This window comes from Actinomycetota bacterium (assembly GCA_040754375.1).
Taxonomy (GTDB): Bacteria; Actinomycetota; Acidimicrobiia; order Acidimicrobiales; family AC-14; genus JBFMCT01.
Genome location: JBFMCT010000025.1, coordinates 34,414 through 48,023, shown reverse-complemented (window position 1 = coordinate 48,023; position 13,610 = coordinate 34,414). Strand labels below are relative to the sequence as shown.

Sequence of the window (13,610 nt, the reverse complement as noted above, 5' to 3'; positions counted from 1 at the left end):
CTCCACCCCCGCGCCCGACGGGCCGCCGGCCAAGCGCTCCCGGCGAGCCACCAAGGCCGCGGCCCAGGCCGAGGAGGGCACCACCGCGTCCGGGGCGGTGATGGGGGGCCCTGCGGCCAAGCGGCCCCGCAAGGCGGCCGCCCAAGTGGGCCCAGCCGGGCCGGCTGACGCGGCCGCCGGTGCCGCGGGCGTGCGCCCGGGCCGTGCCGGCGAGGCCGTGGTGGGCGGGACCCCCGCCAGTACCGTGCCCGCCAGTACCGTTCCCGCCAGTACCGGGGCCGTCACCGATGAGCCGCCGGCCAAGCGCTCGCCGGGCCGCTCCAAGGCGGCCACGGCCGACGAGCCCTCGAACACGGCCACCGCCGGGGCCCCGGCCAAGCGCGCGGGCCGTGCCCGCAAGGCCGAGGGGCCCGCCTCTCGGGGTGCGGGCTCCGGTGGGACCGAGCCGAGCGACGTGCCGGTTGCCCGGCCGCGAAAGGCCGCCCCGCCCCAGCCGGGGCCGTCGGGGGACGACGGCGGTCTGGCTCCGGAGGCACCGGCCAAGGCGGCCCGGCGCTCGGGCAAGGCGGTGCCGCCCAGCAAGAGGTCCGCGGTGGTCGGTGCCGGGGAGGCCGTCCCGGCGGCGCGCACGAGCCGAGCCCGTAAGCCGGCGGGCCTCCCTGCCCAGGAGGGCCCTGCACCGGCGAAAGCGGCCAAGAAGGCGGCCCGTGGCCGACGGGCCCAGCCGGCCGGATAGCCCAGGGCGGCCCATCCCTGCCCAACCGGTGTACAGAAAGCGTCAGAACTGGCGCGTTTCGCACGCCGGTTGGCTGTCTTAGGAGGACTGGACCTGGCTCACGACCTGGCGGAAGACGCCGGGAGGCAGGGCGCCGGGGACGAGGATCTGGCGGGCTACGAGCCAGGCGGGCGTGCCGGTCACGCCCACCTCGCCCGCCAGGGTGGCGGCCGCGGCCAGAGGTGCCTGCATCTCGCCGGCCTCGACGGCCTGGCGGGCGGCGGCCGCCCCCGCACCGCAGTCCACCAGCACGGCGTCGACCACCTCAGGGTCGTCAAGGGGACGGTTGTCGACGAAGTGGGCCTCGAACAGGCCCCGCTCGACGGGCAGGAACAGGTGGGGTTCGTTGACCCGCACCCACTCGGCTGTCTCCAGGGCCCGGCGGGTGTTGGGCACGCGGGCCGGGCGGTGGAAGGCCATCCCCGCGGCACGGCAGGCCGTCTCGATCCGTTCGTACATCTCCAAGGCCTCGCCGTAGCGGCTCGCCCAGCGGTCGGCCAACGTCAGGCCGCCGACGGGGATCTCGGGGTGGATCTCCAGGGGGAGGCTGACGACCGTGACCCCGAGGTCGCGCAGCAGGGCGGACCGGTCCAGGCCCACGTAGCACCACGGTCAGAGGAAGTCGCTCCAGACGACGGCGTCGATGGTCACCGAGCGTAGGCTCGTCGGCCGTGCGCATCGCCACTTGGAACGTCAACTCCCTCAAGGCCCGCCTGCCCCGGGTCGAGGAGTGGCTGGCCTACGCCCAGCCCGACGTGCTGTGCATGCAGGAGACCAAGCTGGCCGACGGGGCCTTCCCAGCCCTGACGTTCGGGGCGCTCGGCTACGAGTCCGCCCATCACGGCCAGGGCCAGTGGAACGGCGTCGCCATCCTCAGCCGGGTGGGCCTGGCCGACGTGGTGGCCGGGTTCACCGACCAGGCCGAGGACGAACAGACCGAGGCCCGCCTGCTGTGGGCGACGTGCGCCGGGGTACGGGTGGCCAGCGTGTACGTGCCCAACGGGCGCCAGGTGGGTAGCTCGCACTACGACGAGAAGCTGGAGTGGCTCGGTCGCCTGCACCGCCACATGGTCTCGGCCTGCGACGCCCAGGCCCCCCTGGTGGTCGCCGGGGACTTCAACGTGGCGCCCGACGATCGTGACGTGTGGGACGTGACCAAGCTGCACGGGGGGACTCACGTGAGCCCGCCCGAGCGCCAGGCCGTGGCCGACCTGCTCGACTGGGGCCTGGTCGACACCTTCCGCCTCAAGCGCCCCGAACCCGGCATCTACTCGTGGTGGGACTATCGGGCCGGTGACTTCCACCAGGGCCGGGGCCTGCGTATCGACCTCATGCTGGCCACCCGCCCGCTGGCCGAGAGGGCTCAGTTCGCTCTTATCGACCGGTTCGCCCGCAAGGGCAAGCTGCCCTCCGACCACGCTCCGGTGCTGGTCGACTTCGACCTGTGATCCTCAGGCCGACAGGTCGGCCCTGAGCTTGGCCAGGCCGCTGCCCAGCGCCTCGCGCAGTTCGGCCCGGCTCAGCCCCATGGCATGGTGGAGCTCCTTCATCGAGCGGGGCGGCGCGCCGTCGAGCCCGTAGTGGGCGAACACGACCTCGCGCTCCAGCGGTTCGAGCGAATCGAACAGGTGGGCGGGGGCCGCCTTGAGCAGCATTGCGTCGTCGTCCACCCCGGCCGCGGGGTCGGCGACCTCGGCGGCGGCGTCCGGGTAGGGCCAGCCGTCGTCGTTGGGCCAGATGTAGGTGCTCATGGTTAGTTGTCGCGCCTACGGGGCCAGCCGTCAACGGTCCGGGGCCAGAAATCCCCCCTGTTGCCAGCACTTTCGGGTTCGTTGTCGGGCCGGTGCCCGGGCGGTAGGGTGAAGGTGTACCCGCCCGCGGGGTGGGCGACCTTTGCCGGGCTCCCGGCTGGAGGGCTTATGTCACGGGCGAGGCAGGGGCGGGACCACCGGGGCGTCGAGCGGCAAGGCCGACGTGTGGCTGAGGGAGCGGTCCGCGGTGTGGGGGTGCACCTGCAGCAGGCGGCCGGCAACCGGGCCGTGGCCCGCATGGTGGCCGTGGCCCAGCGCTCGTTGCGGGTGGGCCACACCGACGACCCCCTCGAGCGCGAAGCCGACGCCGCCGCCCTCGACGTGGTGCGGGCCCTGCGTTCCCCGGCACCCGGGGCGCAACGGGCGACCACCGTCCGCCGGTTGCCGGTGTGGCGCGCCGCCGCGGGCCACGACCATGACAACGGGGGCACCGTGGCCGAGGTGGGCCTCGAAGGGGGCGAGCTCGGGGCGGCCACCGAGGCGGCTCTGCGCACTTCCCAGGGCGGCGGCCGTCCGCTGGCCCCCGCCCTCCAGTCTGACCTGGGCGGGGCGTTCGGTGCCGACCTCAGCGCCGTGCGGGTCCACACCGGGGCCCGGGCCGCGGCCTTGAGCGACACCATGGCGGCCCGGGCGTTCACCGTGGGCCGCGACGTCTACTTCCGAGACGGCATGCCCGACACGGCCAGCACGGGCGGCATGCGCCTGTTGGCCCACGAGCTGGCCCACACGGTCCAGCAAGGGGCTTCACCCGTCACCCGCCTGCCCGACGAGGACTGACAGCCCCGCCATCGGGCCGTCAACCCGGCCACGGTCGTCAGGGACGGCCGGCCGCCGCCCGCCGGAACGCCGGCCGCTAGCCCCGGTCGGGATCACCCGGGCCACTGCTGCCTGTGGGGCCGCCGGCCCGGCCCCGGTCGGGATCACCCGGGCCACGGTCGTCAGGGACGGCCGGCGACCAGCGAGAGCAGATCGGCGCCGTAGCGCTCGGCCTTCACCGGGCCCAGCCCGGGCAGGGCCAGGAGGGCGTCGCGGTCGCGGGGGCGGGCCTCGGCCACGGCCGCCAGGGTCGTGTCGTGCAGCACGAGGTAGGCGGGCACCCCCGAGGCCCGGGCCGTGGCCGCCCGCCACGTCTTGAGGGCTTCGAGGACCACCGGGTCGGCATTGCGGCCCACCTCGGGCACGAAGGGCCGGGCCTCGCGCAGGCGGGTGCGGTCGCGGGCCAGTTGTCCGCGCCAGTCGGGCGGGGGGCGGCCCTCGGCCAGGGCCTGGACGGTGGCCTCGATGCGGTGGAGGTAAGGCGAGGGCGAGCGCCCCTGGGCCCGGGCGCCGAACGTGCGCTTCTCGGCCCACGAGCAGTGAAGCTCGCGCCGCGAACGGGTCAGGGCTACATAGAGCAGGCGCCGCTCCTCGGCCCGGGCGGCGGTCGACTCGGCGTGGCCGATGGGCATGAAGCCCTGCTCGAGGCCGGCTACGAACACCACCGGCCACTCCAGGCCCTTGGCCGCGTGGAACGTGGCCAGCTCGACGGCGTCGCCCCCGGTCTCGGGCTCCTCCGACCGCAGGGCGGCCACCAGCCACGCAAGGAACCCGGCCACGTGGGCCGCGGTCTCGGCCGCCAGGTGCTCGCGGGCCAGGCGCACCAGGTTGTCGAGGTTGGCAGCCCGCTCGGGGGCGTCGGCCCCGGGCCGGCCCCGGGCCTCGTCGGCCATGGCCACCACGTCGGCCACGGCCTCGGCCAGGGGGGTGGCCGGGGGCAGCCGGCGCAGGTCGGAAAGGGCGTCACGCACCTCGGGCTGGCTGAGGAAGCGGGCCGATCCCCGCACCCGAAAGGGGACCGACGAGGCCCGCAGCGCCTCCTCGAAAAGGACGAGCTGGGCGTGGGTGCGGGTCAGCACGGCGTTGTCGGACCAGGGCCGGCCCGCCCCGTGGCGGTGGCGCAGGGCCCGGGCCACCCCGGCCGCCTCCTCCCGGTCGGTCGGGTAGGAGGTGACGGTCGGGGGCGGCCCGTCGGGCTCGTGGGCCCGGAGCCGGTGGTTGCCTCCGATGACGGCGTTGGCCACGGCCAAGACCTGGGGAGTCGACCGGTAGTTGTCGTCGAGGCGGACCACGGCGGCGCCCGGGTGGTGCAGGGCGAAGCCGGTCAGGTAACCGGGGTCGGCCCCGTTCCAGGCGTAGATGGCCTGGTTGGGGTCGCCCACGACGCACAGGTCGGGGCGCCCACCGCGCCACGCCTCCAGCAGGCGGTACTGCACAGGGTTGACGTCTTGGAACTCGTCGACGAACAGGTGGCGGAACAACCAGTGCTGGCTGGCGCCGAACTCGGCGTCGCTCTCCAGGGCGGCGGCACACAACAGCAGCAGGTCGTCGAAGTCGACCAGGCCCCGCGCCCGCTTCTCGGTCTCGTAGCGCTCGAAGATGGCCGCCACCTCGGCGAACGGGAGCGGGGCGCGCCGCTCGGCGGCCGCCGCCTCGGCCTCGTAACGGTCAGGGCCGACCATGCGGGCCTTGGCCCACTCGATCTCGGCGGCCACGTCGGCCGGCTGCACGGTGGCCCGGGCCGTGCGGGGCAGTAGCGGGGCCAGGACGCGGGCCTTGCGGTCGAGCAGGGCGGGCGGCCGCTCGCCCCGATCGGACCACCGCCGGCGCAGCTGGGCGTAGGCCAGGCCGTGGAACGTGCCCGCGGCCACGCGGTCACGGACCCCCAGCCGGGCCAGCCGGGCCCCGAGCTCGCCCGCCGCCCGCCGGGTGAACGTGAGGGCCAGGACGTGGCGGGGGTCGGCCTCCCCCCGGGCCACCCGCCAGGCGATCCGCCGCGTCAGGACCCGGGTCTTGCCCGAGCCCGCCCCGGCCAGGATGCACAGGGGGGCGGCCGCGGTCGTGACCGCCTCGGTCTGGGCCCGGTTGAGGCCCGCGAGCAGGGAGCGTTGGTCGTCCATGACCCGACCGAACGTACCGAGGGGGTGTGACACAAACGCGGATGGTCGCCCGGCCAGCCGTTCTGGCCCCGGACGCGGGTCGGCCCCGAGTAACCATCGAGCTTTCGCTCTCCGACTTCTCGGGGCCTGACCGTTGTGGCCTTTGCCTGGCGGCTCGGGCGCACTCGCCGGCTGTTGTCTCCTCCTCACCTCGAGGCGGGGGCCTAGGGCCGCCCCCCTCTGCAGGTTTGGGGGTTCTCACTTCCGACAATGGCCACTGTGAACCTTCCCAGCCCGGAAGTCAAGGGGATTTCGCGGAGATTGCGACGGGACGTGGCAGCAGGGCCACCACCGGTGCCCCGCAATGGCTGTCACACCCGGTCGGTAGGCTCCTGGGCATGATCATCGGACTGGACCTCGACGGGGTCGTATGCGACCTGGGCCCGGGGGTGGCCCGGCGCATCGCCGACCGGTTCGGCGTGTCCAGCCACCCCGACACCTGGCGCACCTACGACCTGCGCCTGCTGCGCCTCGATGTCCCCCAGGCTCCCTTCCACGCCTTCTTGGACGAGCTGTTCGCCGACCCAGACCTCTACGACTGCGCGCCGGTGGCCGACGGGGCGGCCTGGGGGGTCTCCCGCCTGCGCCAGGCGGGGTGGGGCGTGGTCGGCATCACCGCCCGCCCCCAGCCCCTGGCCGAGGTCACCCGGGTGTGGCTGGCCCGCCACGGCCTCGATCTCGACGAGGTGCACCACACGCAGGTCGGGTCCAAGTCGGCGGTGGCCGAGCGGCTGGGGGTGTCGGTCACGGTTGAGGACAACCCCCACGAGGCCGACCAGCTCGCCCAGGTGTGCGAGTCGTGGCTGCTCGACCGGCCCTACAACGCCGACTACCGGCTGGAGCGCGCCCGACGGCTGCGTTCGTGGGACGACGCCGTCGGCCGCCTGTGCCAGCTACGGCTGTTCGCATGAGCCACGTGGTGGTCACGGCCGTGGGGCGGGACCGGCCCGGGATCGTGGCCGCCGTCACGCGGGTGCTGGTCGACGAGGGCTGCAACCTCGAGGACACGTCGATGACGATCCTGCGGGGCCAGTTCGCCATGATGCTGGTGGTCGACGTGCCCGCGGGCCGGGGGCCGGCCGATCTCGAGTCCGCCCTTTCCGGGGCCACCGCCCACCTCGACCTGCTGGTCACGGCCCGCGAGATCGGCGATGACACCGGCGATGGCACCGGCGACGGCACCGGCGACGGCACCGGCAAAGAACCCGAGGGCGACCCGTGGACGGTGTCGGTCTACGGCGCCGACCGGCCCGGGATCGTCTATGGCGTGGCCTCGCTGCTGGCCGGCCGGGGGGTCAACATCGTCGACTTGACCACCCGGGTGATCGGCGACCCGGCCCATCCGGTCTACGCCATGTTGCTCGACGTGAGCGTCCCGGCCGGGGCCGACGTGGCCGAGCTGGCGGCCCGCCTGTCCGAGCTGGCCGGGGAGCTGGGCGTCGACTGCACCCTCCACCCCTCCGAAGCCGACATCCTCTGAGTGGCGGTCAGGCCGGTGGTGGCGCTGCCCGACCCGCTGCTCAAGCGCCGGTCGGAGCCCGTCGGAGGGGTGGGCGAGCGCGAGCGGGCCCTGGCCGCCGACCTGGTCGAGACCATGCGGTCCCGGCCGGCGTGCGTGGGCCTGGCCGCCCCCCAGATCGGCGTCAGCCTGCGGGCCTTCGTGATCGACGTGACCGGTCACCGCAAGGCCCGCTCGTGCCACGGCGAGGTGGTGCTGTTCGACCCCGAGCTGGTGGTGGCCCGCGAGCCGGTGGTGGCCCGGGAGGGCTGCCTTAGCGTGCCCGACCTGACGGGCGACGTGGCCCGGGCCACGACCGTCGTGGTGCGGGGCATCACCCCCGCGGGCGAGGTGAGGGTCATCGAAGCCGACGCCTTCGAGGCCCGGGCCCTGCTCCACGAGATCGACCACCTCGACGGCCTCCTGTTCTTGGACCGGGTTTCCTCGCCGGGCTCGGTGTTCCGCCGCAAGGTCTACCGCTGAAAGCCGGCCCGCCCCGGTACCCTGAGCACGTCCATGGCCTTTCCCCGCAAGTACCTGAACGACGGCGAGCAGATCGTGCTCGACATGCGGCCCCACTGGTCGTTCTTCGCGGGGCCGGCGGCCGCCCTGGCCGCCTCGCTGGGCCTGGCCATCGTCGCCCGCAACCTCAATGACCGCATCGTCCAGGGCCTGCTCGTGCTGGCTCTGGTGGCCATGGGCTGGTGCTTCGCCCGCTGGGCCCGGTGGGTCACGACCAACTTCGTGGTCACCACCGATCGGCTCATCCACCGCCACGGGGTGTTCACCAAGCGGGGCCAGGAGATCCCTTTGGAGCGGCTCAACGACGTGAGCTTCTACCGTTCGCTCATCCACCGCATGCTGGGCGCCGGTGACCTGCTCATCGAGTCGGCCGGGGAGCGGGGCCAGCAGCGCTTCGACCACATCGCCCACCCCGAGCGTGTGCAGAACGTGATCCACCGTGAGATCGAGGCCGCCCAGGCCCGCGACGCCGACCGCATCGCCGGGCGCCGCGACCAGGCTCTGACCCCCCTCGAACAGATCGAGAAGCTCGAGGAGCTGCGCCAGCGGGGCGTCATCTCCCAAGCCGAGTTCGAGGCCAAGAAGGCCCAGCTCCTCGACCGCCTGTAGGGCCCGGCGCCCGGCCGGCGAAGTAGCGTCGGGGGACCGTCCCCCCCACCTGAGGAGCCCGCCGATGGCCCGTCCTGTCGTCCACTTCGAGATCATGGGGCCCAAGGATGCCGGTCTCCAGGGTTTCTACACCGACCTGTTCGAGTGGGAGATCAACGCCGACAACCCCATGGGCTACGGCCTGGTAAATGCGGCCGAGGGCGGTATCGGCGGGGGAGTGGGGTCGGCACCCATGGGCCAGACCTACGTGACCGTCTACGTGTCGGTGCCCGACCCCCAGGTGGCCCTCGACCGGGCCGTGGAGCTGGGCGGCAAGATCGCCATGCCCGTCACCGAGATCCCCGGCCTGGTGACCATGGCCCTCTTCTCCGACCCGGCCGGCAACGTCATGGGGCTGGTCAAGGAGTGACGCCTGCGCCCCGGAGGCGGGCGGCGGCGTCGGCCGGGGCCACCGGGTTGAAGTAGACGCCGCTGCCCAGTTCGCCGGCGGCCACGAACCGGGGGGTGGAGGGCGAGCGGTACAGGGGCGCGACCTCGACGTGCAGGTGCGCCCCCGGCCACTGGCCGCCGTCGGTCGGCCGCTGGTGCACCCACAGCATGTAAGGCATGGGCGCGCCGAACAGCCGGTCGAGCCGGCCCAGGGCATCGGCCATCAGGGCGGCCAGCGCGTCGCGCTCCCAGGGGGCCAGGGAGGGCAAGTCGGCCCGGTGGCCCAGGGGGGCCAGCACCATGGCGAACGGCCACGTCGCGGCCTCGGGCACCCACGCCCGCCAGCCCGGCGACTCGGCCACCAGGCGGTCCCCGGCGGGCTCGTAGCAGACGGGGCAAGGGTTGGCTCCCAGCTCCCGGCGGGCCGCGGGCGGCACGTGGGCGAACCCGTAGATCTGGCCGTGAGGGTGGTCGATGGTGGCCCCGACCTCGGCCCCCCGGTTCTCGAACACGAGCACGTAACCCACGTCGGGTCGGGACCCGAGGGCGACGGTGCGCTCGGCCCACAGGTCGACGACCCGGCGCACCCCCTCGGGTCCCAGCCCGGCCAGGCTGGCTCCGTGGTCGGGGCTGAAGAGGACGACCTCGCACCGGTCGCCGTCCATGGCCGGCCACCGGTTGACGAACCACCGCACGTCGTAGGGCTCGGGGGCCTCGGCCCCCCCGGGGCAGAACGGGCAACCCCCGCCCTCCCCACCGGCGCCGTCGCCGCCGTCGGCGCCGGTGCCGTGCTCGGGCCGGTCCTGGCGGCTGGGCGTGATGAACACCTCGGCCCCGGTGAGCGGGTCGTTCACCGGCCCGCTCTGAAACCTGCGCGGGAACCGTGGGCGTTTCGCCCACGGTTCCCGCGCAGGTTTTGTGGTCCCGGCCCGCCCGTTCCGGCCAGGAGGCGGTACTCACCGGCGGCGTCGTGGCCGAAGGCGTCGAGGTCGTGCCACACGGGACTGGCCCCGGGCACCTGGTCGACCCGGTAGAGGCCGAAGCGGTGCTGGTAGCTGCCCCACTCGTAGTTGTCGGCCAGCGACCAGTGGAAGTAGCGGGTCACGGGCACCCCCGAGGCCGCCACCCCCTCGACGGCCGCCAGGTTGGCCCGCAGGAACGAGACCCGGTCCCAGCCGTCGGTGCGGGGGACGGCGTAGCCGTCGACCACCCGGTTGCACAGGCCGTTCTCGGCCACCCACAGGTCGAGGCCGGGCTCGTGGTTGAGCCGGCAGTACAGGGCCAGGGCGTCGGGGTCGACGGTGTCGTCCCAGATCTGGCGCAACGGCGTCCATGCCCGCCCGCCGGCCGTGCGCCGCCCGGGCAGGCGCAGGCGGTGGCCCACCACCGGGTCGTAGAAGTTGAAGGCCACCACGTCGAGGGGCCGGTGGTCGGGCCCCGAGTAGACCTCGGACACGGCCCGGGGGAAGGCCTGGTCGAGGCGCAGGATGCTGGCTGCTACCCGCCGCTGGGCCCCCTCGACGAGGCCGGGGGCGGGTACGGCTGCGTGGTAGGCCCGGCGGCGCTCGGCCAGCCAGGCCCGCAGGTCGCCCCGCTCGACCCCTCGCCACCGGGCCAGCAGCACGTCGGTCGACAGCCGGTCGAGCTCGTAGACCGACAGGGCGTGGTTGTTGGTGGTCACGACCGCGTCGGGCTGGTGGTGGTGGACCGCCCGGTAGGCCAGCACGTGGCCGGCCAGCAAGTGGCCCAGGGCCCGCACGACGTCGCCCGTGCGCCCCACCCGGCCCGGGGGCATGGCCCCGGTGAACCAGCTCTGGAAGGCGAGCACGTTGGGTTCGTTGACCGTGAACCAGTGCCGGCACAGGTCCCCGAGGCGGGCCGCCACCGCGCCGGCCCACTGCCCGAACCGGTCGGGTGAGCCCAACTGCAGCCAGAAGTCCGGCCCCAGCCACCGGGGGTGGGTGAAGTGGTGGAGGGCGAGAACGGGTTCGAGGCCGCGGTCGTGGCACGCCGCCAGGATGGCCCGGTAGCGGGCGAAGGCGTCCTCGTCGATGCGCCCCGGGTAGGGCTCGCAGCGGGCCCATTCGACCGACAGGCGGACCGTGCCGCAGCCGGCGGCCACTGCCCGGTCGAGGACGTGCTCGTAACGCGACCACAGCTCGAGGGCGGGACCAGCCCGGGGCACCCGGCCCTGCTGCTCCCAGTCCCACCAGTTGTTGGCCGGCTGGCCGGGGCCGTTGAACCCGCCCTCGGTCTGGCCCCCCGACATGGCTACGCCCAAGCGGAAGCCGTCCGGCAGGGCCATGGCCCAAGAAGATACGCGCTTGCCGCGCCGGGGGCGCAGCCCCCGTGGCAAGACAGGCCTCACCATCAGGGCCCATCGTGGCGGGCCGGGTAGCGTTCAGCCCATGACGCCGCGGACCCTGGTGGTGTTCCACGCCCATCCTGACGACGAGGCCATCGCCACCGGAGGCACCATGGCCAAGGCGGCCGAGGCCGGCCACCGCGTGGTGCTGGTCGTGGCCACCAGGGGCGAGCACGGCGAGGTGGCCGAGGGTTACCTGAGCCCCGGCGAGCCCCTGTGGCAGCGCCGGGTGGCCGAAACCCACGAAGCCGCCAAGGTGCTGGGCGCGACCCGGGTCGAGTTCCTGGGTTACGTCGACTCGGGCATGGTCGGTACCCCCGAGAACGACGCCCCCGAGTCCTTCTGGCAGGCGGACGTCGAGGAGGCCGCCGGGCGCCTCGCCTCCATCCTCACCGAGGAGGGGGCCGATGTCCTGACGATCTACGACGAGAACGGGGTGTACGGCCACCCCGACCACGTGCAGGTCCACCGGGTGGGCGTGCGGGCGGCCGAGCTGGCGGGCACGCCCCGGGTCTACATGAGCTCCATCGACCAGGACCGCATCCGGGCCCTGTTCGCCGAGGCCATGGAGCGGGGCGACCCTGACCTGCCGGGCGACCTGAACCTCGATGACCTGAACCTGGGCGTCCCCGCCGAGCGCATCACCACCAGGGTCGACGTTCGGGACTACATCGACGTCAAGCGCCGGGCCATGGCGGCCCACGCCAGCCAGATCACCGAGGAGTCGTTCTTCCTGGCTATGCCCGTCGAGCAGTTCGTGGCCGCCTTCGGCGAGGAGGAGTACATCTTCTGCGGCGACCCCGCCCAGGCGGGCCAGAACGACCTGTTCGCCGGGCTTTGACCGTCTCGCTGCGGGCCGTACACGAGGGCTGGTCGTGGGTGATGATCGTGGGTAACGGCCTGGCCGGCCTGTGGGCGCTGGGGGCCGGCCAGTGGCCGTCGCTGCGCCACCGGGCCCTGTGGTGGTTCACCGCCTTCGCCCAGGTGGCCGTGTTCGTCCAGGTGGTCCTGGGCGTGGTCCTGGTCGCGGGCCAGGGTGTCGTCGTCGACCAGTTCCACATGTTCTACGGGTTCGTGGCCATCATCGCCGTGGGGATCATCTACTCCTACCGCCAGCAGATGCAGCACCGGCTGTACACCCTCTACGGCCTGGGCGGGCTGTTCGTCATGGGCCTCGGGATCCGGGCCCTGCTCCTGGGGCCGGTCTGAGGTGGCCGGGGCCGGGCGGGTCACGCTGGTCGTGCTGTTCGGCGGAAGGTCGGCCGAGCACGACGTGTCCTGCGTGTCGGCCGTCTCGGCCCTGCGCGCCCTCGACCGAGGCCGGTACGACATCGTGCCCGTGGGCATCACCGCCGAGGGCCGGTGGGTACGGGCCGAGGAGGCCGCCCGCCTGCTGGCCACCGGCGCCCCGCTGCCCCCCGCCCTGGAGGCGGCCGGCCCCACCCTCGACCCGCTGGCGGCCGTCGCCCCCGGTCCTGGCGGCCAGCCGACGGTCGTGCTGCCCCTGCTGCACGGCCCCTTCGGCGAGGACGGCACCGTGCAGGGCCTGCTGGAGGTGGCGGGGGTGCCCTACGTGGGCTCGGGGGTCCTCGGCTCGGCGGCCGCCATGGACAAGGTCGTGGCCAAGCGGCTGCTGGCCGAGGCCGGGCTGGCCGTGGCCCACTACCTGCCCTTCCGGGAGAACGAGCTGGCGGCCACCACGCCCGCGGCCGTGGCCGCCGACGTGGAGGCCGCCCTGGGCTGGCCGGTGTTCGTCAAGCCCGCCAACCTGGGGTCGTCGGTGGGGGTGTCGATGGCCGGGGACGCCGGTGAACTGGCGGCTGCCCTGGCCACCGCCCTGGCCTACGACGAGTGGGTGCTGGTGGAGGAGGCCGTCACCGGCCGGGAGATCGAGTGCGGGGTCCTCGGCGACCTCGACCCGCGGGCTTCGGTGCCCGGCGAGGTGCGCCCCAGCCGCCCGTTCTACGACTACGAGGACAAGTACGAAGCGGGCACGGCCGAACTGCTGGTGCCCGCGCCCCTATCCGAGGCGGTCACCGCCGAGGTGCAGCGCCTGTCGGTGGCCGCCTTCAGGGCCGTCCGGGCCGAGGGCATGGCGCGCGTCGACTTCTTCTTCGACGAGGGGGGCCGAGGGCTGGTGGTCAACGAGGTCAACACCATCCCCGGCTTCACGCCCATCTCGATGTACCCCCGGATGTGGGAGGCCTCGGGCTTGGCCTACCCCCGCCTGCTCGACCGCCTCGTCGAGCTGGCCCTCGAGCGCCACACCCGCCGCTCGGCCCGCACCGGCCGCCCCCGGACTACAGGTGGACGACTGGGCAGGTGAGGGTGCGGGTGATGCCGTCGATGAGCTGCACGCGGCTCACGACCAGGCGCCCGAGGTCGTCCATCGTGCCCGCCTCAGCCCGGACGATCACGTCGTAGGGACCGGTCACGTCCTCGGCCGAGACCACGCCGTCGATCTTCGAGACCTCGTCGGCGACCTGGGCCGCCTTGCCCACCTCGGTCTGTACGAGCACGTACGCGCTGACAGCCATGCAGCTCCCTTCGTAGGACACCGGGGCGGCCAGCGTAGTGCGGGGCCGGCCCCGGCGGCGCCTGTCGCGACCCCGGTCTCGGGTGGTCA

The 13,610-nt window shown here is 74.0% G+C and carries 17 protein-coding genes; 10 read left to right on the top strand and 7 right to left on the bottom strand.

The window, feature by feature from the left end:
- Together AB1673_11515 and AB1673_11510 are read right to left on the bottom strand one after the other, a co-directional pair.
- On the bottom strand, positions 1-630 hold a 630-nt coding region (locus AB1673_11515), incomplete at its 3' end, for a hypothetical protein (protein ID MEW6154599.1).
- Positions 631-814: 184 nt separating this feature from the next.
- Positions 815-1,375 carry a DsbA family protein gene (locus tag AB1673_11510; GenBank protein ID MEW6154598.1) on the bottom strand — a complete coding sequence of 187 codons (561 nt, stop codon included), beginning with the start codon at positions 1,373-1,375 and terminating at the stop codon, positions 815-817.
- Between the two features lie 71 nt (positions 1,376-1,446).
- Here AB1673_11510 and AB1673_11505 point away from each other — a divergent pair, with 71 nt between their 5' ends.
- The gene (locus AB1673_11505; protein MEW6154597.1) at positions 1,447-2,223 is read left to right on the top strand and encodes an exodeoxyribonuclease III; all 777 of its coding nucleotides are present in this window, start codon (positions 1,447-1,449) and stop codon (positions 2,221-2,223) included.
- A gap of 3 nt (positions 2,224-2,226) precedes the next feature.
- On the opposite strand, the gene AB1673_11500 is transcribed toward AB1673_11505, so the two are convergent.
- Positions 2,227-2,526, bottom strand: a complete 300-nt coding sequence (locus AB1673_11500; GenBank protein MEW6154596.1) for a hypothetical protein — start codon at positions 2,524-2,526, stop codon at positions 2,227-2,229.
- A gap of 225 nt (positions 2,527-2,751) precedes the next feature.
- Between AB1673_11500 and AB1673_11495 the strand changes: the two genes are divergently transcribed.
- Positions 2,752-3,363 (top strand): DUF4157 domain-containing protein, encoded by a 612-nt coding sequence (locus AB1673_11495; protein ID MEW6154595.1) that lies wholly within the window; start codon positions 2,752-2,754, stop codon positions 3,361-3,363.
- A 161-nt stretch (positions 3,364-3,524) separates the two neighbouring features.
- Here AB1673_11495 and AB1673_11490 read toward each other — a convergent pair whose 3' ends face one another.
- Complete coding sequence (locus AB1673_11490; GenBank protein MEW6154594.1) at positions 3,525-5,522, bottom strand: ATP-dependent DNA helicase UvrD2; 1,998 nt, start codon at positions 5,520-5,522, stop codon at positions 3,525-3,527.
- 377 nt (positions 5,523-5,899) lie between these two features.
- Between AB1673_11490 and AB1673_11485 the strand changes: the two genes are divergently transcribed.
- From AB1673_11485 to AB1673_11465, 5 genes are all read left to right on the top strand, one after another.
- Entirely contained in the window at positions 5,900-6,472 is a 573-nt protein-coding gene (locus AB1673_11485) for a hypothetical protein (protein MEW6154593.1), read from the top strand.
- Positions 6,469-7,041, top strand: a complete 573-nt coding sequence (locus AB1673_11480) for an ACT domain-containing protein (protein ID MEW6154592.1) — start codon at positions 6,469-6,471, stop codon at positions 7,039-7,041. Before AB1673_11485 ends, AB1673_11480 begins: the two co-directional genes overlap by 4 nt.
- Positions 7,042-7,542, top strand: a complete 501-nt coding sequence (gene def / locus AB1673_11475; protein ID MEW6154591.1) for a peptide deformylase — start codon at positions 7,042-7,044, stop codon at positions 7,540-7,542.
- A 33-nt stretch (positions 7,543-7,575) separates the two neighbouring features.
- On the top strand, positions 7,576-8,190 hold the full coding sequence (locus tag AB1673_11470) for a PH domain-containing protein (GenBank protein ID MEW6154590.1): 615 nt from the start codon (positions 7,576-7,578) through the stop codon (positions 8,188-8,190).
- Positions 8,191-8,254: 64 nt separating this feature from the next.
- Entirely contained in the window at positions 8,255-8,599 is a 345-nt protein-coding gene (locus AB1673_11465; GenBank protein ID MEW6154589.1) for a VOC family protein, read from the top strand.
- Here AB1673_11465 and AB1673_11460 read toward each other — a convergent pair.
- Positions 8,589-9,473 (bottom strand): galactose-1-phosphate uridylyltransferase, encoded by an 885-nt coding sequence (locus AB1673_11460; protein ID MEW6154588.1) that lies wholly within the window; start codon positions 9,471-9,473, stop codon positions 8,589-8,591. The genes AB1673_11465 and AB1673_11460 overlap by 11 nt on opposite strands.
- On the bottom strand, positions 9,470-10,924 hold the full coding sequence (locus AB1673_11455) for a family 1 glycosylhydrolase (protein ID MEW6154587.1): 1,455 nt from the start codon (positions 10,922-10,924) through the stop codon (positions 9,470-9,472). Before AB1673_11455 ends, AB1673_11460 begins: the two co-directional genes overlap by 4 nt.
- A gap of 103 nt (positions 10,925-11,027) precedes the next feature.
- Between AB1673_11455 and AB1673_11450 the strand changes: the two genes are divergently transcribed.
- The 3 genes from AB1673_11450 to AB1673_11440 are packed head-to-tail and all read left to right on the top strand — an operon-like array spanning position 11,028 to position 13,310.
- Positions 11,028-11,825 carry a PIG-L family deacetylase gene (locus AB1673_11450; GenBank protein MEW6154586.1) on the top strand — a complete coding sequence of 266 codons (798 nt, stop codon included), beginning with the start codon at positions 11,028-11,030 and terminating at the stop codon, positions 11,823-11,825.
- On the top strand, positions 11,822-12,193 hold the full coding sequence (locus AB1673_11445) for a hypothetical protein (protein MEW6154585.1): 372 nt from the start codon (positions 11,822-11,824) through the stop codon (positions 12,191-12,193). The genes AB1673_11450 and AB1673_11445 overlap by 4 nt, the downstream gene beginning before the upstream one ends.
- Position 12,194: 1 nt before the next feature.
- Positions 12,195-13,310 (top strand): D-alanine--D-alanine ligase family protein, encoded by a 1,116-nt coding sequence (locus AB1673_11440; GenBank protein MEW6154584.1) that lies wholly within the window; start codon positions 12,195-12,197, stop codon positions 13,308-13,310.
- Here the strand turns inward: AB1673_11440 and AB1673_11435 are convergent.
- Positions 13,285-13,521, bottom strand: coding sequence for an Lrp/AsnC ligand binding domain-containing protein (locus tag AB1673_11435; protein MEW6154583.1), 237 nt, complete (start codon positions 13,519-13,521; stop codon positions 13,285-13,287). The genes AB1673_11440 and AB1673_11435 overlap by 26 nt on opposite strands.
- Positions 13,522-13,610 lie beyond the last annotated feature (89 nt).